General features: G+C 48.5%; 16 protein-coding genes and 1 pseudogene. 3 read left to right on the forward strand and 14 right to left on the reverse strand.

All coding sequences use genetic code 11. From position 1 onward, the window contains the following. Nucleotides 1–256 precede the first annotated feature (256 nt). Nucleotides 257–1,846 (reverse strand): PucR family transcriptional regulator, encoded by a 1,590-nt coding sequence (locus NFR98_RS10870; protein ID WP_046721170.1) that lies wholly within the window; start codon nt 1,844–1,846, stop codon nt 257–259. A gap of 185 nt (nt 1,847–2,031) precedes the next feature. On the opposite strand from NFR98_RS10870, the gene allC reads away from it, so the two are divergent. Both allC and NFR98_RS10880 read left to right on the forward strand, forming a co-directional pair. Beyond that, nucleotides 2,032–3,270 (forward strand): allantoate deiminase, encoded by a 1,239-nt coding sequence (gene allC, locus NFR98_RS10875; protein ID WP_035184841.1) that lies wholly within the window; start codon nt 2,032–2,034, stop codon nt 3,268–3,270. A 21-nt stretch (nt 3,271–3,291) separates the two neighbouring features. Beyond that, nucleotides 3,292–4,551, forward strand: a complete 1,260-nt coding sequence (locus tag NFR98_RS10880; protein ID WP_035184843.1) for a pyridoxal-phosphate-dependent aminotransferase family protein — start codon at nt 3,292–3,294, stop codon at nt 4,549–4,551. A gap of 214 nt (nt 4,552–4,765) precedes the next feature. Here NFR98_RS10880 and NFR98_RS10885 read toward each other — a convergent pair whose 3' ends face one another. The 5 genes from NFR98_RS10885 to NFR98_RS10905 all read right to left on the reverse strand — a co-directional run bounded on the left by NFR98_RS10885 (nt 4,766) and on the right by NFR98_RS10905 (nt 9,597). Then, a complete protein-coding gene (locus NFR98_RS10885; RefSeq protein WP_014098290.1) occupies nt 4,766–5,143 on the reverse strand; it encodes a replication termination protein in 378 nt (125 codons plus the stop codon). A 406-nt stretch (nt 5,144–5,549) separates the two neighbouring features. Then, nucleotides 5,550–7,058 carry a class I adenylate-forming enzyme family protein gene (locus NFR98_RS10890; protein ID WP_035184909.1) on the reverse strand — a complete coding sequence of 503 codons (1,509 nt, stop codon included), beginning with the start codon at nt 7,056–7,058 and terminating at the stop codon, nt 5,550–5,552. 101 nt (nt 7,059–7,159) lie between these two features. Further along, the gene (locus NFR98_RS10895; RefSeq protein WP_035184884.1) at nt 7,160–8,311 is read right to left on the reverse strand and encodes a thiolase family protein; all 1,152 of its coding nucleotides are present in this window, start codon (nt 8,309–8,311) and stop codon (nt 7,160–7,162) included. Between the two features lie 250 nt (nt 8,312–8,561). After that, nucleotides 8,562–9,317 (reverse strand): 3-hydroxyacyl-CoA dehydrogenase, encoded by a 756-nt coding sequence (locus NFR98_RS10900; RefSeq protein WP_035184886.1) that lies wholly within the window; start codon nt 9,315–9,317, stop codon nt 8,562–8,564. A 100-nt stretch (nt 9,318–9,417) separates the two neighbouring features. Next, nucleotides 9,418–9,597 (reverse strand): H-type small acid-soluble spore protein, encoded by a 180-nt coding sequence (locus NFR98_RS10905; protein ID WP_251460129.1) that lies wholly within the window; start codon nt 9,595–9,597, stop codon nt 9,418–9,420. Nucleotides 9,598–9,721: 124 nt separating this feature from the next. Here NFR98_RS10905 and NFR98_RS10910 point away from each other — a divergent pair. Beyond that, nucleotides 9,722–10,289 (forward strand): annotated as a pseudogene (locus NFR98_RS10910) (O-acetyl-ADP-ribose deacetylase). 191 nt (nt 10,290–10,480) lie between these two features. Here the strand turns inward: NFR98_RS10910 and NFR98_RS10915 are convergent. The 8 genes from NFR98_RS10915 to NFR98_RS10950 all read right to left on the reverse strand — a co-directional run bounded on the left by NFR98_RS10915 (nt 10,481) and on the right by NFR98_RS10950 (nt 20,054). Beyond that, a complete protein-coding gene (locus NFR98_RS10915; RefSeq protein WP_251460131.1) occupies nt 10,481–11,386 on the reverse strand; it encodes a R2-like ligand-binding oxidase in 906 nt (301 codons plus the stop codon). A 221-nt stretch (nt 11,387–11,607) separates the two neighbouring features. Further along, a complete protein-coding gene (locus tag NFR98_RS10920) occupies nt 11,608–11,946 on the reverse strand; it encodes an SCP2 sterol-binding domain-containing protein (protein ID WP_014098298.1) in 339 nt (112 codons plus the stop codon). 247 nt (nt 11,947–12,193) lie between these two features. Then, on the reverse strand, nt 12,194–13,165 hold the full coding sequence (locus NFR98_RS10925; protein ID WP_014098299.1) for an MBL fold metallo-hydrolase: 972 nt from the start codon (nt 13,163–13,165) through the stop codon (nt 12,194–12,196). A 132-nt stretch (nt 13,166–13,297) separates the two neighbouring features. Continuing rightward, a complete protein-coding gene (locus NFR98_RS10930) occupies nt 13,298–14,353 on the reverse strand; it encodes a mechanosensitive ion channel family protein (RefSeq protein WP_437184216.1) in 1,056 nt (351 codons plus the stop codon). Between the two features lie 60 nt (nt 14,354–14,413). After that, nucleotides 14,414–16,246, reverse strand: a complete 1,833-nt coding sequence (locus tag NFR98_RS10935; protein ID WP_251460134.1) for a sigma-54-dependent Fis family transcriptional regulator — start codon at nt 16,244–16,246, stop codon at nt 14,414–14,416. A 148-nt stretch (nt 16,247–16,394) separates the two neighbouring features. Then, entirely contained in the window at nt 16,395–17,774 is a 1,380-nt protein-coding gene (lpdA, locus tag NFR98_RS10940; protein ID WP_151706215.1) for a dihydrolipoyl dehydrogenase, read from the reverse strand. A 16-nt stretch (nt 17,775–17,790) separates the two neighbouring features. Further along, a complete protein-coding gene (locus NFR98_RS10945; protein WP_251460136.1) occupies nt 17,791–18,999 on the reverse strand; it encodes a dihydrolipoamide acetyltransferase family protein in 1,209 nt (402 codons plus the stop codon). A gap of 26 nt (nt 19,000–19,025) precedes the next feature. Beyond that, nucleotides 19,026–20,054, reverse strand: coding sequence for an alpha-ketoacid dehydrogenase subunit beta (locus tag NFR98_RS10950; protein WP_014098304.1), 1,029 nt, complete (start codon nt 20,052–20,054; stop codon nt 19,026–19,028). Nucleotide 20,055 lies beyond the last annotated feature (1 nt).

Raw genomic sequence — 20,055 nt, forward strand, 5'->3', positions numbered from 1 at the left:
TTTTTACGACATAGAGCCAACAAAATTTCCAATTCACTTGTTTTTAACCCTTGACATCACACCGTAGGACTTTATTCATGGATAATTTAATAACATATTGGAGTTATATTATTTAACATGATAGTCCCTTTGCTTTTGATGATCAATGGATAAATTCACTAAAAACTTGCATTTTTACTGGTCAATTTAAATAAAAAGCAAAGATGTATGTGAGGTTTTCTCACAAATAAAAAAAGAGCCACACGTCAGCATGGCTCTAACTGCCGATTGGCTCAAGCAGATTGTGGATCCGAAGCGCCAATCGCAGCTGCAGATTGGTATCCGGATCTTTTAAATTTTTTCCAAGCAGCTCCCTGCATTTTTCAATCCTGTAAACAACAGTATTGCGATGGACATAAAGCCGTTTGGACGTTTCAGATATCTGGCAGTTTGTTTCCAAGAATACAGATAAAGTCTGAAGCAGCGATTCCCGTTCCTCTTTTTTTATGCGGCGAAAGCCTTTAAACGCATGCCGGTAAAAGTTTTCCAGATCTTCACGCGGGATGAGGCGCAGCAATGACACGATATCTTTCGTTAAATACGTTTGGATATATGCGGACTTTCTCGACAATTCACCGGATTTTAACGCGTCTATGGCTTCTTTATAAGCACTCCGGACTTCTAAAAAGCTATGGCTCAAATTGCTGATTCCAAATGACATCGTTCGTCCGAAATAAGCCTGTACTTTTTCCTGGATTTTATGCAGCTGCGCTTCTATCCAGCTGCTGTCATATGTCTGCACCTCATAGAGCAGAATACAGAGCTCCCCCTTCGTAAAAAAATGAGCATCCCCTGGCGAATGTGCCACGTCGTCTTCTATAAATTCATAAATTTCATCCTGACCATCCAATAAACCGCCGTCTATTTTTCCGGCAACGCAAACATATGCCTGATCATTGCGCAAAGCAAACTCAGCAGCCCGATTTATCATTTCCGCCTGCGAAGAGAACGCCCCTTCAAGAAAATGAAGAAAAAAATCATTCCGGATGCTGCGGGCGTGCTGCTTAACAGCCTGCTCCTTCATAAGGGCAAACGAAATGACATTCACAGCCTGTTCAATCAGCAGCGCGCGCAAGTGGTCCGCCTGGTCTAACTCCCCCGTAATGGCTAAAAAGCCCGTCTTTTTTTCTTTTATATGGATAGGAAACAGCGTGTATGTCTTTTGATCCCGTATAACAGAAAATGTTAAGGAGAATGCCGGGGATTTTGCCGGAAAATGGCCGGGCAGGCTTGCCTCAAGCGAAGCGAAAGCAGCTCCTGCACCCGGACAACGAGCAACCACATCGAAGTGCTGGTCAAGGCATTCACATGGGCAATGGATCATTTTCGACAGTTCATGAAGGATCGGGCGAATGCCGTCCCCGCGCATCGCCACATCAGCAAACCGCTTATGGGCTTCAAGTGCCATCGTTAACTCACGTGCATGCTTGTCTACAATTGCCCGCAATGTCAGATCTACCACTTCTCCAAGCGTGAGGGAAAGCGGCAACTCAATGACCGGAAAAGACAAGCGTTCAGCAAGTTCTAAGACGGTATCCGGTATCTTCCCCAAAAATCGTTTTGTCTTAATCCCAAGTGCGGCACAACCTTTGTCAGACATGGCTTGAATCAGTTCCGCCAGCTTTTTCGGGTCGTCTTTAAAATGGTACGCAGTTGTAATCAGCATGACATTGGGTTTTAAATAATGGACAATATCGGGCGCGTCCATCATATTCACCGTCCGGATTTCATGGTTTTGCCCGGATTTCCCCGCAACAATGGATATGCCGGCAAGTTCCGGGACTTCGAGCAGATCCTGCACATTCATTTGCTTTCCCCCGTTTCCTAAATATTCAAATTAAGTATTATTGTATCATAAATTGTTGATTATAAACAAAATGGTCGGAAAATTTGTATGAAATACATAATGAAGTTTCGAAAAACACCCTTTACACTATAGATAGGCCATGTTAGAAAATCGTCCATTTTATGGAAAAGGAGTTGACGATTCCAATGTCCGTAAACCAATTATCTGAGACAAACCAAGTAAGCGAGATGATCGAATGGCTCGCCTCCTTTGGAAAAACAAAAACGGGCGGTGTCACAAGGCGATTGTATACACCGGAATGGCAAGCGGCACAGCACGCCCTGAAAGCAAAAATGAAGGAAACAGGGCTTGAAACGTATTTTGATAGTGTTGGGAACTTATATGGCAGAGTCCAAGGTACGGAAAAAAGCGGGGCAATTTTAACCGGGTCGCACATTGATACTGTCACAGAAGGCGGAAAATATGATGGCGCATACGGTGTGATAGCCGGTTTTATCGCTGTGTCAAGGCTCCTCCGGAAATACGGGCCGCCCAAAAAAACAATTGAAACGGCGTCATTGTGCGAGGAAGAAGGCAGCAGGTTCCCCATCACTTTCTGGGGATCGAAAAATATTTGCGGCCTGTATCATTTTCATGATGCGGATGGCATACAGGATGAAAATGGAATTTTACTGTCCGATGCGATGAAGCGGGCGGGTTTTGGACCAGGAAAATACATCTCCCCTGCCCGCACGGATATCCGGGCATTTTTGGAACTCCATATCGAGCAAGGAATGGTGCTGGAACAAAACAATAAGACTATCGGAGTGGCCACGCATATTGTTGGGCAGCGCCGCTATACGATTCGGCTAAAAGGAGAAAGCAACCATGCCGGCACGACACCGATGGCCCTGAGAAAAGACGCAGTTACTGCTGCTGCCCAGTTCATCTCATACTTAACAAGAAAGGCAAAAGAAACCGATCCCGGTTTAGTGGCAACCGTTGGCCAGATTGACGTGAAACCGAATGTAGCCAATGTGATTGCTGGTGAAGTGGCATTCAGCCTGGATATTCGCCATCACAGGCAGGAAGTCATGGAACACTATTGCAACGATGTTTTTTCAACATTTAAGCGCAACGCCAAAAAGAAGGGAATCCATATTTCGATTACACAATGGCTCGATACAGCACCGGTCGCGCTGGATCCGGCATTGGCCGAAATAGCGCGATCCATTGCTAAATCCCGGCAGATTGCTTTTCAAGATATTGTGAGCGGCGCCGGGCATGACGCCCAGATTTTCGGCTCATTTTGCCCGACTTTGCTGCTATTTGTACCGAGCAGGAACGGTATCAGTCATTCGCCGAGAGAATATAGCGCTATTCGCGATCTTGAAACCGGCATTGATTTATTGGAAAGCGTATTATACAAGCTGGCTTACACTTAAATGATGCACAATAAGGAGAAGATGAAATTGGCATATGCAGAATTAACGGCACCGAAACGAATCATCCTGACACCCGGCCCGGTTGAGGTCGACCCGCGTGTGTTGCGGGCAATGGGCACACCGATCCTAGGTCAATTCGATCCGGCATTTACAGCCATTATGAATGAAGTAATGGATATGCTCCGCCAAGTATTTCAGACAAAAAACCATTGGGCTTACCCGGTTGACGGAACTTCCCGCTCCGGATTAGAAGCTGTGCTTTGCAGCATTCTTGAACCCGGAGACCGTGTCATGGTGCCCATTTATGGCAGATTCGGCCATTTATTTGCAGAAATTTGCGAACGGTACGGTGCTGAAGTCCACACCATTGAATGTCCGTGGGGAGAAGTATTCGAACCGGGCCATGTCATTGCGGAGATGAAGAAAATAAAGCCGAAAGTGCTGGCAATGGTGCACGGTGAAACTTCCACCGGCAGAATGCAGCCCCTTGCAGAAATCGGAAGGGCATGCCGCGAACAGGACGTTTTGTTTGTTGTAGATGCAGTCGCATCCATCGGAGGAGCAGATGTCAGGACAGATGAATGGTATATCGATGCCCTTGTTGCCGGAACGCAAAAATGTCTGTCAGTCCCTGCCGGCATGGCGCCGATTACGTACAACAGTCGTATAGAAAAAATCGTGCTGGCACGCAAAAAAGTGGAACGCGGCATTGCAACTGATGAGGACCGTGCTTATCCAAGGAGCATGCGCCCGATCACAAGCAATTACTTTGATCTGGGCATGCTCCAGGATTACTGGAGCCCGCGCCGGTTGAACCACCACACAGAGGCAACGTCCATGATCTACGCGCTACGAGAAGGATTACGGCTTGTGTTGGATGAAGGACTGGGAGCACGTTTTTCACGCCATAAACTGCATGAAAAAGCGCTTATCGAAGGGCTTCTGGCAATGGGACTGTCTTTATTCGGCGACCCTGTGCACAAACTCCCCTGCGTCACTTGCGTCAACATACCGGACGGAACCGACGGCGAATCTGTCCGCCACATGCTTCTTGAGGAATTCGGCATTGAAATCGCTTCTTCTTTTGGCCCACTGCACGGAAAAATCTGGAGGATTGGCACGATGGGCTACGGCTGTCGAAAAGATAATGTGCTCGCATTATTAGGCGGCCTTGAAGCCGTTCTGATTAGGCATGGCGTAAAAGTGAACCGTGGAGAAGGATTGCAGGCCGCATTGGATGTATATCAATCAGAAAAAACGAAATCGATTGTTTTAAAGTGAACGTTCTGCTGTTTTTCGGCATGGACAGCGAATGTTAAAATACTTGCTTGAGCCGAACGGGGATTGACCATTGTGCGGAAAAATATTTCTTTTATCCCCCTTTTTGAAACAGGACGGGTAAACCTATACGCGGGATAAGCACATACTCGCAGCCAAAAGGGCCGCTTCTTACGAAAAATGATAAATAAAAAAGAGCCGGCACACCCGGCTTTTTTTATGAAAAGTTATCCTGAAGCGCTTTTCGCAAAAGCTGCTCGCACCGTTCCAAGTCAGCCTTGACAAGTTTTTTGTACGCTTTTGCTTTTTCCATGTCTTTGATTTTGTATACCACAACCTCTTTTCTTTTTGCCCCGTCCGGTTTTACTTTTATTTTGGTCAAAATTTGCTCCTCATCTTCCAGTTCATGAAGCGCCCGGTAGATTTCGGAATGCTGCGGTTCGAAACCGAGCGGCTTAAATTCTTTTTTCAATTCATCCAAAAGCTGCAGCCCGTACCACCGTCCGTTTTCAATATTGGTGATAATATAAAGTTTTAAAAAGGCGCGCTGTTTGATTAAAAAGCCGGTACTCTCCCTTTGCCGTTTTTCCGCCATGATACTCACCCCTTTTTCTTCCATTATAGTAAAATGTGCCGGCAGCACACAAAAATTAACACTCGAACGTATGTTATTTTAGCTGTGTAGGTTTTTTGTTTTTTATTATGTTTTTAGCACATTGTGTAATTTTTATAAAATCTGCTCTGAAACCCTTTCATTTCTATAAAATGGAGTCGCGTTTTATATCAACCGTGCATCCGGCTAAGCCGGCAAAAGAATGGTAAAAATTCGTTCATTTTTATCGTGCAAACATTTGGTCAAATATTATTTATCTTTTAGCACATAGTGTTATTAAACCAAATTAAACAAAAAAATACCGGCGCATTGCCGGCATTACGCTTTTCCCAAACGGCACGGGCGCCCTTTCTCAAAATGGGTATTTTTTGCTGCCGTGCTGTTTGCCTTACACCCCGGAAATTTGTTTTCGCAAAACGTGTTTTAAAACTTTCCCGCTCGCATTTCGTGGAAGCGTCTGTAAAAATTCAATTTCGGCCGGCCATTTATATTTTGCAAGTTTTCCCGAACAATAGGCAAACACTTTTTCTTCTGTCAATGTTTCGCCTTTTTTCACGACAATATAGGCTTTTGGCACTTCCCCGTATATTTCATGCGGAATTCCGACTACTGCCGCTTCCAAAATTTCCGGCATTTCATACAGCACTTCCTCTACTTCCACCGGATAAACATTTTCGCCTCCACGTATTAACATATCTTTTTTACGGTCAACTAAATACAGAAAGCCGGCTTCATCGAAATAGCCCAAATCTCCGCTGTAAAGCCAACCGTTTTGCAATACCCTCCGCGTTTCTTCTTCATTTTTCAAATATCCTTTCATGACTTGCGGCCCTTTAACGATGATTTCGCCTACTTCCCCGGCGGGAACAGGTGAACCGCCCGCATCTACCACTTGAATTTCCGTTTGCGGCAATGCTTGGCCAACCGAACCTGCCTTTTCCATAGCAAAACGGTCAGTTAATGTTGAAGCTGCCGGCGCATTTTCGGTCTGGCCGTATAAATTTTGTACTTTTACTGTCGGAAAACGCGTTTTTAACTGGCGCACACGTTCATACGGCATCGGAGACGCACCATAACAGAACAATCGCAAATAAGACAGGTCAACTTCAGCCATTTTCGGCGTATTGAGAAGGATACTGTACATTGCCGGCACCCCGAAGAAAACAGTAACTTTTTCTTTTTCCATTGTTTCAAGCGTTTTCTCAGGGGAAAATTGTTCTTCTATGATCATGGTGCCACCACGGTAGATGGCCGGAATGCTAAAGACATGGCATGCCGCGCAATGGAATAATGGGGTGACAATATGCACACGGTCTTCCCTGCTTAAATCCATTGCCTCAGCCCAGATTTGTGCCGCTGCCCGGACATTTGCGGCAGACAGCATGACGCCTTTTGGCCTGCCGGTTGTGCCGGATGTATAAAAAATCACAGCAGTATCATCTGCCTCTATTTGGGGAGGCATAAAAGCATCCGTATTTTCTCCGGCAATAGCCCGGAATGTGTCTTCCCCGCCGACCATCAGGCGGTCTTGGAATTGATGAAACTCGCGCGGAATTTCATGCAATATATGGAGCAGACGGGTATCATAGATGAGGGCTTTTGCTTCTGAGTGATGAAAAATATACTGCACTTCGGGTGGTGCCAATTTTGTATTGACAGGCATGGCTGTGAAACCGCCCAGTTGGCAGGCATAATAGGCAATGAGCAGCACATCGGAATTATGAAGAAAAAGGGCAATAATGTCTCCCTTTTTGTACCCCTTTTTTTGGAAAAAGCCGGCGACATTTATCGCCTCCCGGTAAAATTGAGCATAAGTCATTTTCTTTCCCCGGTAAGACGTAATGATATGGTCCGGTTGATGAATGGCATGCCATTTGAGCTGTTGCCCAACAAACATTTTTACTCCTCCTGTTCGAAAAACCCGGTTTTTCCGTTTGCCGCAGTAAAGCGCCGGCTGCGGTGATACGCTCCTTTCCCCAGCCGGAAACAACATGTTTTTTAATCCAATCTTTCAATGATCGTCGCGTTTGCCATACCGTAACCTTCGCACATCGTTTGCAAGCCGTAACGACCGTTTGTTCGTTCCAGCTCGTGTATTAGCGTTGTCATGAGCCGCGCCCCGCTTGCGCCAAGCGGATGGCCAAGCGCAATCGCACCGCCGTTCGGGTTCAGTTTTTCCGGACTGGCGCCGGTTTCTAAAAGCCAGGCAAGCGGTACGGAAGCAAATGCCTCGTTCACTTCAAATACATCGATGTCATCAATCGAAAGCCCCGCCTGACATAACACTTTTTCCGTAGCCGGGATCACCCCTGTCAGCATCAGTGTCGGATCAGACCCAACAACGGTCCGGGCGAGAATTCGGAACCGCGGCTTCAGGCCAAGTGCCTCTGCTTTTGTGCGGGACATGATTAAAACGGCAGCTGCCCCGTCGCTAATCTGGCTCGCATTACCTGCCGTGATACGCCCGTCTTCCTGAAAAGCCGGTTTCAGCGCGGACAATTTCTGAATCGATGTATCTGAACGCGGGCCTTCATCTTTCACAACTGTCACGGTCTTGCCATCAGGCTGTTCCGCTTCAACCGGCATGATCTCCCTGTCAAAACGCCCTTCTTTTTGCGCCTGCAATGCACGCCTGTGGCTTTCAAGCGCATAGTGGTCCATCTTTTCACGGCTAATGCCCCACTTTTCCGCAATCAAGTCTGCGGACAGCCCCTGATGGATCATGTTGTATTTTGCAGTGAGCAACTTGCTGAATGCGGCGCCGTTCCTGTTGGAGCCGATCGGAACGCGCGACATGCTCTCAACTCCGCCTGCAATCACCACATCCATATCGCCGGAGAGAACCGCCTGAGCTGCAAAATGCACCGCCTGCTGACTGGATCCGCACTGGCGGTCAATGGTAACGCCGGGCACTTCAATCGGAAATCCTGCGATCAACGTTGCCTGCCGCGCAATATCAGACGCCTGTTCCCCGACCTGGGAAACACAGCCCATGATCACATCTTCCACCATATCCGGAGATATCCCCGCCCGTTCGACCACTTCCTGTAAAACTTTCGCCGCCAGCTCTTCTGCCCGGATCCCGCTTAATAATCCATTCCGCTTTCCAACGGGTGTCCGAACCGCTTCTATAATGACCGCTTCCCGCATCCGCATTCCCCTCACCATAAAAATTTTCCATTCATCTTATACCCTGCGTTTTTAAACTGCGATTCCGCTTGTAAACCCGTATTTCCTGTCTTAGTCTCGCATTTGCACGGGACTCTTTTGAAAATGGTGCCCGGCCCGGACTGTTTTTATCGACCCGTTAAGCAACCGGCCCAATCCGCCTTGCGCGTGCGATTTTGAGATGTTTCCCGTGCCTGCCTGCCAGGCGGATTTTTCCATCATCAGCTTCACATTACTTCGGCTGCATCCGGATCGCACCGTCAAGTCGGATCGTTTCCCCGTTCAGCATCGGATTCAAGACAATACTTTGGACAAGCTGCGCATACTCTGCCGGCCGTCCGAGACGGGGAGGAAACGGTGTCATCTTGCCAAGCGCATCCCTTGCTTTTTCTGGCAAAGAAGCGAAAAGCGGCGTTTCAAATACACCCGGTGCAATCGTGACAACACGAATGCCAAGGCTGGCAAGATCCCTGGCAACCGGAAGCGTCATCCCGACAATGCCGCCTTTTGACGCGCTGTAGGCTGCCTGCCCGATCTGCCCTTCAAAAGCGGCAACCGAGGCTGTATTAATGATCACTCCTCTTTCCCCTTCTTCGTTCGGGCTGTTATGTGCCATTTTTTCAGCGGTAAGCCGGATCACATTAAACGTGCCAATCAGATTCACCTCAATCACTTTCCGAAAAGAGGCAAGATCATGTACGCCGCTTTTGCCGTATGTTTTTTTCGCCGCTCCGATGCCGGCACAATTTACCAGTATGTTAACGCTTTCAATTTGTTCTAGCGCATCTTGAACACTTTTCTCATCCGTTACATCCGTTTTGAAAAAACGAACCCGCCCTTTTAGTTCCTGCTCCAATTTTGCTCCTTTTTCCTGTTGAAGGTCAAAAACAACCGCCTTCGCGCCCGTTTCCACCAATTTCCTTACCGTTGCTTCCCCGAGCCCTGATGCCCCGCCGGTTACAATGGCTGTGCTGTTTTCCAGATTCATTTGACTAAACCCCTCTCCCATGAAGATCTGTTCCGTATCTAAAATTCTAAATGTTTGTATTTTCACTGTCAACCGAAAAAAAACCGCTCAAAAAGCGGTTTTAATGTTCCAGCAAAAGGTTGACGGGAACGCTCATCTTTTTATCCGGATGATCAAGGGTATGCACCGTTACTGTTTCTTCCTGCCGGTCAACATGCTCGATGTAAATCCTTTCCCCGTTCAAAGTGACCGTCACCATTTCTGGCACATTCATAATTTCCTGCGCACGTCTTGCATCCATACCAAAACCTCCGTTTCTTTTTACAATTAAAGTATGGATAGGGGAGTGTGAAACTATACCGGTATTTAAACATCCACCCCTTCCTGTTAAAATAAAACAAAGAACAGAAACGGAGATGATGGAGATGAAGTCTTTTAAAATCGTGCTTGGCGATATTACAAAAGTCAAAACGGATGCCATCGTAAATGCGGCGAATACAACACTGCTCGGCGGCGGTGGTGTCGATGGGGCCATCCACAAGGCAGCAGGGCCCGGGCTCCTTGAGGAATGCCGGAAATTGAACGGATGCCCGACCGGCGAAGCAAAGATGACGAAAGGATACCAGCTGCCGGCAAAATACGTCATTCATACGCCCGGCCCCGTCTGGCAGGGAGGCGACCATCATGAAGCCGAATTATTGGAAAACAGTTACCAAAACAGCCTGTGCCTTGCTGAATCGAAAGGACTGCGAACAGTTGCCTTTCCTTCCATCAGCACCGGTGTTTACCATTTCCCGCTGGATGCAGCTGCCCGGATTGCTGTCCGCACCATTTGCACATTCCTTGAAACTTCCGGCGCCGTGCAGGAAGTTTGGATGGTTTGCTTTGATGAGCGGACAAAACAAGCGTACGAAAAAGCGGCAACAGAATGGAAAAGAATTTCACATGATAGCGAAAAATCAGAAAAAAAATGTGGCAATCCTGGTGAATTGAGTCAATCAGATTGCTTTCGCACAGCATGCCGGCTTTTTTGCCCGGTCCGGTACGTACGTGCTGGAAAACCGGGAAGCAGAGACATTTTTACAGATGTTCCGCAGCTGCCGCCGTTTTTCCACATCCATGCCGCTTCACCGGGAAACTTACTTTGTCCTCCCGCTGGATCCCCGGGCCCGGGGTCTTCTGTTTTAGGAATCTGCAGCAGCTTCCAATTCGGACAGGTTCTTGTATTTTCTGGCCCGATCGATCTTGCTTTTTCGAATATGAAACTGTTTAACAGCGTATTGCCGCATCATATCCGGCTCGAATACAATCCGCGATTCAAAATTTGACTGTTCCCGTAGTAAAACCGCCAGTCCGACAAGGTATTCGACAACGCCGCAAGCATGCGCCCACAATTCATCCATATAGTCATGGAACAATTTAAACCTTTCCTCATTTCCGACCACAAGCCGCTGTATCGTATAAATGCCAAACTGGATATGCCTACCTTCATCCATATTTAAATAATCAATGCCTTGTAAAATGCCCGGGAACAAGCCGGCTTTTTTATAAATCTGCCTGAACGAATAATAACCGGATTCCGCAAGCACGCCTTCCACAATCATATTGTAAACCATCGCCGCACGGATGACCGCTTCAGGCGAATCGTCTGTATACAGGCGTTCCATTGCTTCGGGCAGCGCTTCGTAAAAAATCCGCTTGTAACTGTCATTATGGTAAGCCGATAAATCAAGATCGCCGACGCCCACAGCCTGCTGCCAGCGCGAAAACATTTCCGTATGTTTGGCTTCATCGTGCAAAAAGGTGGTCAAAAACATCGTGTCTTCAAGCCGGCCCTGTCTTGCCATCGCATGGAGCATCGGCAAAATATCGAGCGTAACCGCTTCTTCCCCGGCTGAAAAAGAGGAAATAAGCGGTAACGATGCTATCCTCTCTTCCTCCCTTAATTGGAGAAAATCTTCCCGGTCTTGGCTGAAATCAATGTCAGCCGGATTCCACCCGCCGTTCCGCTTTGCTTTTTCATAAAGCTTATACATCGGGTCATTCCAGTTGATTTGACCCTCAACGGTTTGAAAACGTTCATGCGCCATCTTTTCATCTCCTTGTCAGGTGCGCCATGCCGGAACGGTCCTGTCGTGCCTCTAACCGGCAGGCATGGTGCTCGGTTTATCAGCTTCCGCCAAAAAATCCGGTCAACTTCTGTGCCGGCACACCCAAGCGAGCGGGAATCCCTTGCCACACCAGGGTTTCCCTTTTTCAAAACGGATCCTAGGAGCGGTGTTGTAAAGGGCTTTCGCTTCTTTTGTTTCCATCAGGAAGCGTTATATGCTGACAAAACGTCCTGCAACCGCAAAGCCAGCCCCATATCCCCTTTCAGCCGGAGTTTGCCGGTTAAAAAAGCCGTCGTGCCGTTCATTTTGCCTTGCACCAGTTTTTTAAAGTCAGCGGATGACATGGAGAGCGTACAATTCGGATCCTCCGCTTCCCCCGCCCCAGCGTAACTGCCTTCCGGACGCATAACGACATGGTAAGTCCCTTCTTCTTCCCCACTTAAATTAAACTGGTATACCGCGTTCATTCCTTGTGACCGGGAAGGATCTTTCTTTAAGGCAGCATCAATTGTTTGAAAAATTTCGTCAACGGTTTCCATGCGGTTCCTCCTTGTTGTAAAAGTGGCTTTCACAACTAATTATATATTCCGAACCTTTCAAGGCCAATTCCTATATATGTAGGGAAATCGGAAGCCCGGTTTTCTGCTTGCCCTATATTTATCGCCCGTCTAAAGCCATACCTTCTGCGCAAACTTGAACAACCGGTTTTTGGTTTACCGGCTGCACATCTTTTCCTTCGGCGCAAAAAAATCATCTGCCTCTTAAGCTGAAGCAGATGCGAGCTGATCAGGGCAAAAAATATAAAATTTGTCCATTCACCAGTCGGCTCGATATTTTTCCGGCAAATTCCAGATAAAGACATCTTGTAATTGTTGCCATAAACGGAGCGAAAAATTGCTTTATTGCCATATCCCCATAAGTATCCCGGCAGATTTGCGCCGCTGTTTTCTCTCCTTCTTGAAGCGACATGACAATTTGCTTGAGTCTATGCTCATGGCGCATCCGGATGCTCTCCGCCCGCGCCTTTACATCCTCAATTAGCCCGCCGTGCCCCGGAAGCGCCACTTTGACAGGCAGGTCTTTAATCCGGTCAAGCGAATCAAAATAATCCCCAAGCGGGTTTTTGTCGTTCTCAGACCAGGCGGCAACAATGGGGGACAAGTCTTTTAACACATGGTCTCCGAGCACCAGAATTTGCTTTTTGCGATTGTAAAAACAAAAATGGTCCGGCGCATGGCCAGGCGTCCGGATCGCTTCGTAAGGATCATCACCGAGCAGAACCTGTTCGCCATTTTTAAAAAGGCCGTCCGGTTCAAAATCATATTTCGGGATCTCCCGTGCAAAATTCCGTTTCGGCAAAGTCGGCCCGCCATGCTTTTGCAAAACCGCTTCGTATTTATCATGTGAAACGGCAAAACGGGCCTTTGTTTCCTGCATGGTCTGAAAGCTTAAATCGGACATGAAAACAGGTACACTGTATTTTTCTTTCAGCCATTTCGCAAGCCCGAGATGGTCGGGATGCGAATGTGTCAGCACAATTTTTTCAATGGGAAAAACCGATGCCAGCACTTTGTTCCATGTTTCCTTCGCCGTTTCATGGAAGTCCCCGGTATCCACAATCGTGTACCCTTTTTTTCCTTTAAAAAGATAGCAATTGACCTCCCGCATGCCGAATGGAAAACGGACGACCAGTTTCCATACATTTTCCGCCACTTTCGTGAAGTCGCATGAATCCTTTTTCTCTGTAAAACTTGCCAAATCCATCCCCTCCTACCATAAGCATAACTTTTCGGAGGAACTGGGGCAAACTTTTTCACTTTTTTTAATCGTATGCATGATGCCGCCAATCAGGCAGATGGTGCCATAAGTACCTGCCTTTTTGGGCTGGGCTCAACTGTCCCGCAAAATCACCTGTTCGATCGGTTCTTTTGCAAATTCAATGCCGTTTTCGCGGAACAGCCGGACGATCACATGGCGCATTTCATTTTCAATCTCATCTTTCTGGTTGCCCGGCAAAAGCGGGATCTCTACAAGAAAATCAAAGCTATGGTTCCGCAACAGGATCAACTTTACAGACGCTATCGTATCCGGTGCGAGACCATGATCTGCTTCTTTTACTGTTTCAAAAGCCTCGTGCAATAGCTTTTCCACCTTTTTTGTATCCATTTCGGAACTGACGCTGACCTGAATAGAAGCAGAAGGCTTTTCCGTCGTCCGGTTTTTAATGACCTGTTCAATAAAATATTGATTTGGAACAATCAGCGTACCGCTTTTATCGTGCCGGACCGTTGTAGAGCGGAGATTGATTTTCTCCACTCTGCCGGTTTCCTCATTGATTTCAACCGTTTCACCGACTTCAATCGGGCGTTCAAATAAAATGATGATCCCGGATACGAAGTTTGCCGCGATGTTGCGCATGCCAAAGCCGAGCCCGATCCCGATTACGCTTAAAACCGCCCCAAGTGCAGACAGGTCAAGGCCGACCGTTGTAAAGCTGATACAAAGTGCAGCAATCATGACGGTATAATAAATGAGGCGGTTAAACGTATACCCGAGTCCGCGGTCAACGTGATAATGGTCATAAACGGTTGAAAGCACATATTTTGTCAGAAGCTTCACAAGCCTGTGCGCGAGCGTGACAATCATTAAAGCAACAATCAGCAAAAACGGCGTGACATCGAGCCCGCCTTTGGAATAAAGCGGGTAAAACAACCACCTGTTATCGGAGAAATCAAACAGGAAGATCAAAAGTACACCGTATAAACAAGCCCAGTTTGTAATTGAATAAACCGCCGGCACGACCGTTTTTTGCAGCCGGCGGTTCCTTTTTGCAAGCACGGATACCGTCCACTTCAACAACTTGCCGGCAACAAGCAAAACGACCGTACCAAGCGCAAAACGAAAAAGATGAATGTCCGAGAATTCTTTCCATACTGTATCCAACAACATAACCACCCGGTTCCAAGATGATATTTTTTCTATACCCTGAAACCGGGCATTCAATCGTTACAAGCCGTATTTCCGCAGTTTTCTGTAAAATGTGCTGCGCGGAATATCCAGCATTTTCGCCGCTGCCGCCGCATTTCCCTTCGTATGTTTCAAAGCTTCCAGTATCATATCGCGCTCAATCGTTTCCCGCGGGTTCAGCGTCGTGACCTGTTTTTCCATGCCGTTAAGCCCGGTCTCTCCGGAAACATATTCGTCCACATACCGTTCCGCTTCTTCTTCACCGGCCACAGCAAGCAGTCGGACGTTTTCAATCACATTCATCAGTTCACGGATATTGCCGGGCCAATGATAATCCTGCATTTTCTTCATAACCGCCGGCGGGATTTCGACGTCTTGATTTTTCTTTCTGCTGATATACTGAATCAATGCAGGCAAGTCTTCTTTTCTTTCGCGCAAAGCAGGAAGGCGGACGGGAAAAACATACAGGCGGTAAAACAAATCTTCACGGAACTTCCCTTCTTTGACGAGCTTCGGCAAATCCTTGTGGGTCGCGGCAATAATCCGGACGTCCACATTCACTTCTTTTGCAGAACCGATCGGCACGACTTTTCTTTCCTGCAGGACGCGGAGCAACGCCGTTTGCATGGCAGACGGCAGCTCGGCCACTTCGTCAAGAAATAAGGTGCCGCCATGGGCCTGCTCGAATTTTCCTTTATGGCCGCCCCGTTTTGCGCCGGTAAAAGCCCCGTCGGCATAACCGAAAAACTCGCTTTCCATTAATTCTTTCGGCACAGCCCCGCAATTGACGGCAATAAACGGGCCGTTTTTCCGGCTGCTGTTTTCATGGATGGCCCGTGCGACCAGTTCCTTTCCAGTTCCGGTCTCACCCGTGATAAAACAAGTGGTATCGGAAAGGGAAGCAATCCGGGCTTTGCGCAACGTTTCCTGAAAACTTCTACTTATGCCGGTGACGCCGCAGAAGACGAACTTTTCTTTTTGAAGAAGGGTGCCGGAAAGATTTTTATTTTCAGACAAAAAGAAACAGGTGCCGATTTTTTCCCGGCTGGAAGGCAATGGAATGGATTGGTTCACAATGGTATCCGTTTGGGAGGTCATTTCTTCAATCGTTCTGCCAAAATAATCCGGCATTTTCTTCCGAAGCGGCCGGCTTGCCGCAACGGCTTTTCCTTCTTCATCCGTAATGACGAGTAACCGGTCCCCGTACTGGTCCGAAAGTTCAACAGCTTTTTGGATGAAACGTTCATGCCGGCTTTTTGCCATGCGTACGATTTCCTGCTCTACTGTATAAGCCAGCGATGAAACCATGGCGAGCATGAAAGGGTGGGATTCGGTATATGGACATGTTAAGTCCATGACGCCAACAAGATTCCTTTGGCTGTCGTAAACCGGCGCGGCTGCACAGCTCCACTGGTGGGAGGCAACCGAAAAATGCTCAGGGCCGTTCACCATCACGGCTTCCCCTGTCTCAAGCGTAGTGCCGATCGCATTCGTGCCGACCCGCTCTTCCGTCCAGCAAACCCCTTCGACAAAATTAATTTTTTGCGCTTCAAAAATGGTTTTCCGGTTTCCTGATACGGATAGCACATGCCCGCAAGGATCAATCAGGAGCGCCATCATGCCGGCTTCCTGAAACACAGGCTCCATCTTTTTCACATGGCGCTCGGCAATATTTAAAAAATCTTTATGCCTTTCCCGGTGTGCCAATAGTTTTTCAACAGGCAGGATATGCTGCCCTTTCCGCAAATACGGGTTCACATCCCGTTTTTTACAGCGGTACCACGATTCAGCGATTCGGTTGTTGATTCTCTCGGGATCCAATGTCCCTTCCTGCACAAACTTTTTCCACGTATTCCAATAACATACAGCCATCTTTCATCCCTCCGACTCATCATAGAAAATTGCGCATCAGGAAGAAAGTCGTGATGTTCTTTTCTATTATAATCGAATATGGAAAGCGTTTTCAATATGTAGACAGGGCTTATGAATATTCCCGGCAGTCTGAAACTGCCGGGAATGATTATACGTGCACCGGATGGCCCTGTGCGTTTAAAACGGCTTCATGGATGGCTTCCGAGACGGTCGGATGAGCGGCAATCAAGCGCTCAAGCAGATCAGCCGTCATTTCCCCGTTCAGCATCAATACCCCCTGCCCGACCAGTTCTGTTGCATGCGGGCCGCAAATGGACAAGCCGACTACCTCTTCGTATTCCGGCTCGATGATGACTTTTACTTTCCCGACCTGTTCACCGCTGATCATCGCTTTTCCGTTTGCCGAAAACGGAAATTCGCCGATCCGGACAGCGCCGTACATTTCTTTCGCCTGCTTTTCGGTGAGGCCGGTGCCGGCAATTTCCGGAAACGTATAAATGCAGCGGGGAACGGCTTTGTAATCCGCACTTTCCTCCATTCCGCATGCATTGAGCGCGGCCACTTTTCCTTCATGAAAAGCGACATGTGCAAGTTGGATGCCGCCAATACAATCGCCGCAGGCATAAATATGAGGGATGTTCGTCTGCATCTTTTCATTGACTTTTATGCCCGATTTTTCATACGCCACCCCGGCATTTTCGAGGCCGATCCCGTTGACAGACGGTTTCCGGCCGATTGAAACAAGCACGTATTCCCCGTAAATCTCGCGCGTTTCCCCTTCCTGTTCAATCAGCGCGCATTTCTTATCACGGTCCAGTTTTTTTACGGCAGCAGATGTATAAATGTCCACCCCGTCTTTTTCAAGCTGCTCTTTTAAAATATTCGCGATATCTGCATCTTCCCCCGGCAAAATATGTGGGGCCATCTCTATGATCGACACTTTTGTCCCAAGCCGGCTGTAAATGCTCGCAAACTCGCAACCGATTACCCCACCGCCGACAATCACGAGCGATGGAGGCAGGCCGGGAAGAGACATGGCCTGCGTGCTGTCGATGATCCAGTTGCCATCAAACGGCGCAAACGGGAGGGAACTCGGTTCAGACCCTGTTGCGATGATGAACTGGTCCGCTTTTATTTCAACCGTGCCGTTTGCTGTTTCTGCAAGAACAACATGGGGTGACTGGAATGCCGCTTTTCCCTGCACGATTTTGATTTTGTTTTTCTTCATTAAGTATTGAATGCCTTGCACGAGCCGGGAAACGATCGCATTTTTCCTTTCAAGCAGGGCAGGCCAGTCAATGGACACCGCTTCCTTGTTCACCCGGATCCCGAATTTGTCCGCTTCCCGAATGTCCCGGTAGCGCCCTGCACTTTCCAAAAGTGTCTTGGTCGGCATGCACCCTTCATTTAAGCATGTGCCGCCGAGTGTCGCCTGTTCAAATAAAATGACATCCGCACCCTGCTGTGCTGCTGTAATGGCAGCGACGTAGCCCGCAGGCCCGCCGCCTAAAATCCCGATGGTTTCCATCCTGATCCCTTCTTTCCTACAAAAGCATCGTAACCGGTTCTTCCAAATATTGCTTGACCGTTTGCAGGAAGGCCGCTGCCGGCGCCCCATCGAGCACGCGGTGGTCAAACGTCAGGCTGAGCGGCAGCCGGCTCCGTTTTTCAATTTTGTCCCCGATAAAAACAGCTTCATCCGAAACGACACCGACACCCAATATTCCGGCTTCCGGCGGGTTCAAAATAGGCGTAAAAAATTCGACGCCGCTTGCACCCAGGCTTGAAATGGTAAAAGTGGACCCTTGCATCTCATCTGCCGGCAGTTTCCCGGATCTTGCTGCCGCTGTTTTTTCTTTGATTTCTTTTGCCAAGTCGATCAGCGATTTGCTTTCGGCGTTGCGAATGACCGGGACAATCAGCCCTTTTTCAACCGCCGTTGCGATGCCCAAATGGATTTCCGGGTAAGTGACAATTGTGTTATCCATAAACGCACTGTTCATTTCCGGATGGTTTTCGAGGGCAAGGATGGCAGCTCTTGCTATAAAATCCGTGATCGTCAGTTTGCTGTCGTACCGTTTTGCGATTGTCTCTTTCACTTGCGTTTTTAGCGCCAATAGTTCCGTGACATCCGCTTTCATCGTGATCGTCAGCTGTGCAGCTGATTGCAGGCTGGCATGCATGCGTTCTGCGATCACTTTGCGCATGCCGGATACCGGTGTGTGCTTCGGTTCTTTTCCTGCCGGCGCATGGATGAGGCTGTCCTGTTTGCGGCTTTCTTTCTTTGATGCAATTGCCTGTTCCACATCTTCTTTTGTAATCCTGCCCCCTGGCCCGGTCCCTTTTATATCTTCCGGTTTAATGCCTGCTGCTTCCGCCATTTTCCGCGCGACCGGGGAAATTTTCACGCGCGCTTTTCCCGGTTTTTTCGGGAGCGGTGCGGGATGGGCCGCCTTTATTTCTTCTTCTCCTTTTTCTTCCTGCACCTGGGCTGCTGTTGCCGCCACTTCTTCATCCGGGTTTCCGATATAGCAAATCACCGTTCCCGGCGGCACGCCCTTTCCTTCCGGCACATTGATTTTTAATACATTGCCGTCCGCAGGGGACTCGATTTCCATCTCTATTTTTTCCGAACTGATGCTGGCGATCGGGTCGCCTTTTTTAACGGCTTCTCCTTCTGTTTTATTCCATTGTGAAACGGTTCCTTCTTTCATCGCCATCCCAAGTTTGGGCATAATAACTTCAACCGGCATGCCAACCACTCCTTTCTATCTGTCCGTTATTGCCCGACCGGTTCCCCCAAGAGCTCTGATACCGCCTGCACAATTTTCCCGGCGGATGGTAAATACAAATCTTCAAGCGGCGGCGAGAACGGAACCGGCGTGTGCGGTGCCGTGATCCGTTTGATCGGGGCGTCCAGATCATCAAATCCTTTATCGGCAACAAGTGCCGCAATATCGGTTGCCACATTGCACCGCGGGTTCGCTTCATCGACCACAATGAGCCGGTTTGTTTTTGCGACCGACTGGAGAATCGTCCCTTCATCAAGCGGCGATAAACTGCGCGGGTCAATCACTTCCGCTTCGATGCCGTCTTTGGCAAGCCGTTCTGCCGCTTCAAGCGCCGTCTGTACCTGTTTGCCAACTGCAACAATGGTGATGTCGCTTCCTTCACGTTTCCTGTCCGCCTTACCGAGCGGAATCGTATAGTAATCTTCGGGCACTTCCCCTTTTATGTTGTAAAGCGTTTTATCTTCAAAAAAGATAACCGGGTCATTGTCTTCGATCGCAGCCAAAAGCAGCCCTTTCGCATCATATGGCGTTGACGGCACGACGACTTTTAAGCCCGGTATCGACGTAAACAGCGCATACAGGCTTTGCGAGTGCTGGGCCGCCGCCCGGAAACCGGCGCCGTGCATCGTCCGGACCGTCACCGGCACTTGCGCCTTGCCGCCGAACATGTACCGGAATTTCGCGCCCTGGTTGAGCACTTCGTCCAGACAGCTGCCGATAAAATCGTTGAACATGAGCTCTGCAATCGGCCGCAATCCTGTTGAAGCAGCAGCCATCGCAGCCCCCATATAGCCCGCTTCCGTAATCGGCGTATCCAAAATCCGCCCGCGGCCGAATTCCTGGACAAGGCCTTTCGTCACGCCAAGCACGCCACCCCATGCTTCTTCATCCTGCAGGTGATCAACTTCCGCACCGCCGGCAACATCTTCCCCCATCAAAATTACATTTTCATCTCTTCTCATCGCCAGTTTCATCGCTTCGTTAATGGCCTGCGAAAAAGAAATTTGTCTTCCCATT

It is taken from the genome of Weizmannia agrestimuris (genome assembly GCF_943193165.1).
Taxonomy (GTDB): domain Bacteria; phylum Bacillota; class Bacilli; order Bacillales; family Bacillaceae_C; genus Weizmannia; species Weizmannia faecalis.

What these genes read in the sequence shown, in the direction of transcription:
- NFR98_RS10870 (WP_046721170.1), bottom strand. Translation starts at nt 1,846, where the DNA reads ATGAATGTGCAGGATCTGCTCGAAGTCCCGGAACTTGCCGGCATATCC.
- allC (WP_035184841.1), top strand. Translation starts at nt 2,032, where the DNA reads ATGTCCGTAAACCAATTATCTGAGACAAACCAAGTAAGCGAGATGATC.
- NFR98_RS10880 (WP_035184843.1), top strand. Translation starts at nt 3,292, where the DNA reads ATGAAATTGGCATATGCAGAATTAACGGCACCGAAACGAATCATCCTG.
- NFR98_RS10885 (WP_014098290.1), bottom strand. Translation starts at nt 5,143, where the DNA reads ATGGCGGAAAAACGGCAAAGGGAGAGTACCGGCTTTTTAATCAAACAG.
- NFR98_RS10890 (WP_035184909.1), bottom strand. Translation starts at nt 7,058, where the DNA reads ATGTTTGTTGGGCAACAGCTCAAATGGCATGCCATTCATCAACCGGAC.
- NFR98_RS10895 (WP_035184884.1), bottom strand. Translation starts at nt 8,311, where the DNA reads ATGCGGGAAGCGGTCATTATAGAAGCGGTTCGGACACCCGTTGGAAAG.
- NFR98_RS10900 (WP_035184886.1), bottom strand. Translation starts at nt 9,317, where the DNA reads ATGAATCTGGAAAACAGCACAGCCATTGTAACCGGCGGGGCATCAGGG.
- NFR98_RS10905 (WP_251460129.1), bottom strand. Translation starts at nt 9,597, where the DNA reads ATGGATGCAAGACGTGCGCAGGAAATTATGAATGTGCCAGAAATGGTG.
- NFR98_RS10915 (WP_251460131.1), bottom strand. Translation starts at nt 11,386, where the DNA reads ATGGCGCATGAACGTTTTCAAACCGTTGAGGGTCAAATCAACTGGAAT.
- NFR98_RS10920 (WP_014098298.1), bottom strand. Translation starts at nt 11,946, where the DNA reads ATGGAAACCGTTGACGAAATTTTTCAAACAATTGATGCTGCCTTAAAG.
- NFR98_RS10935 (WP_251460134.1), bottom strand. Translation starts at nt 16,246, where the DNA reads ATGGCTGTATGTTATTGGAATACGTGGAAAAAGTTTGTGCAGGAAGGG.
- lpdA (WP_151706215.1), bottom strand. Translation starts at nt 17,774, where the DNA reads ATGGAAACCATCGGGATTTTAGGCGGCGGGCCTGCGGGCTACGTCGCT.
- NFR98_RS10945 (WP_251460136.1), bottom strand. Translation starts at nt 18,999, where the DNA reads ATGCCGGTTGAAGTTATTATGCCCAAACTTGGGATGGCGATGAAAGAA.
- NFR98_RS10950 (WP_014098304.1), bottom strand. Translation starts at nt 20,054, where the DNA reads ATGGGAAGACAAATTTCTTTTTCGCAGGCCATTAACGAAGCGATGAAA.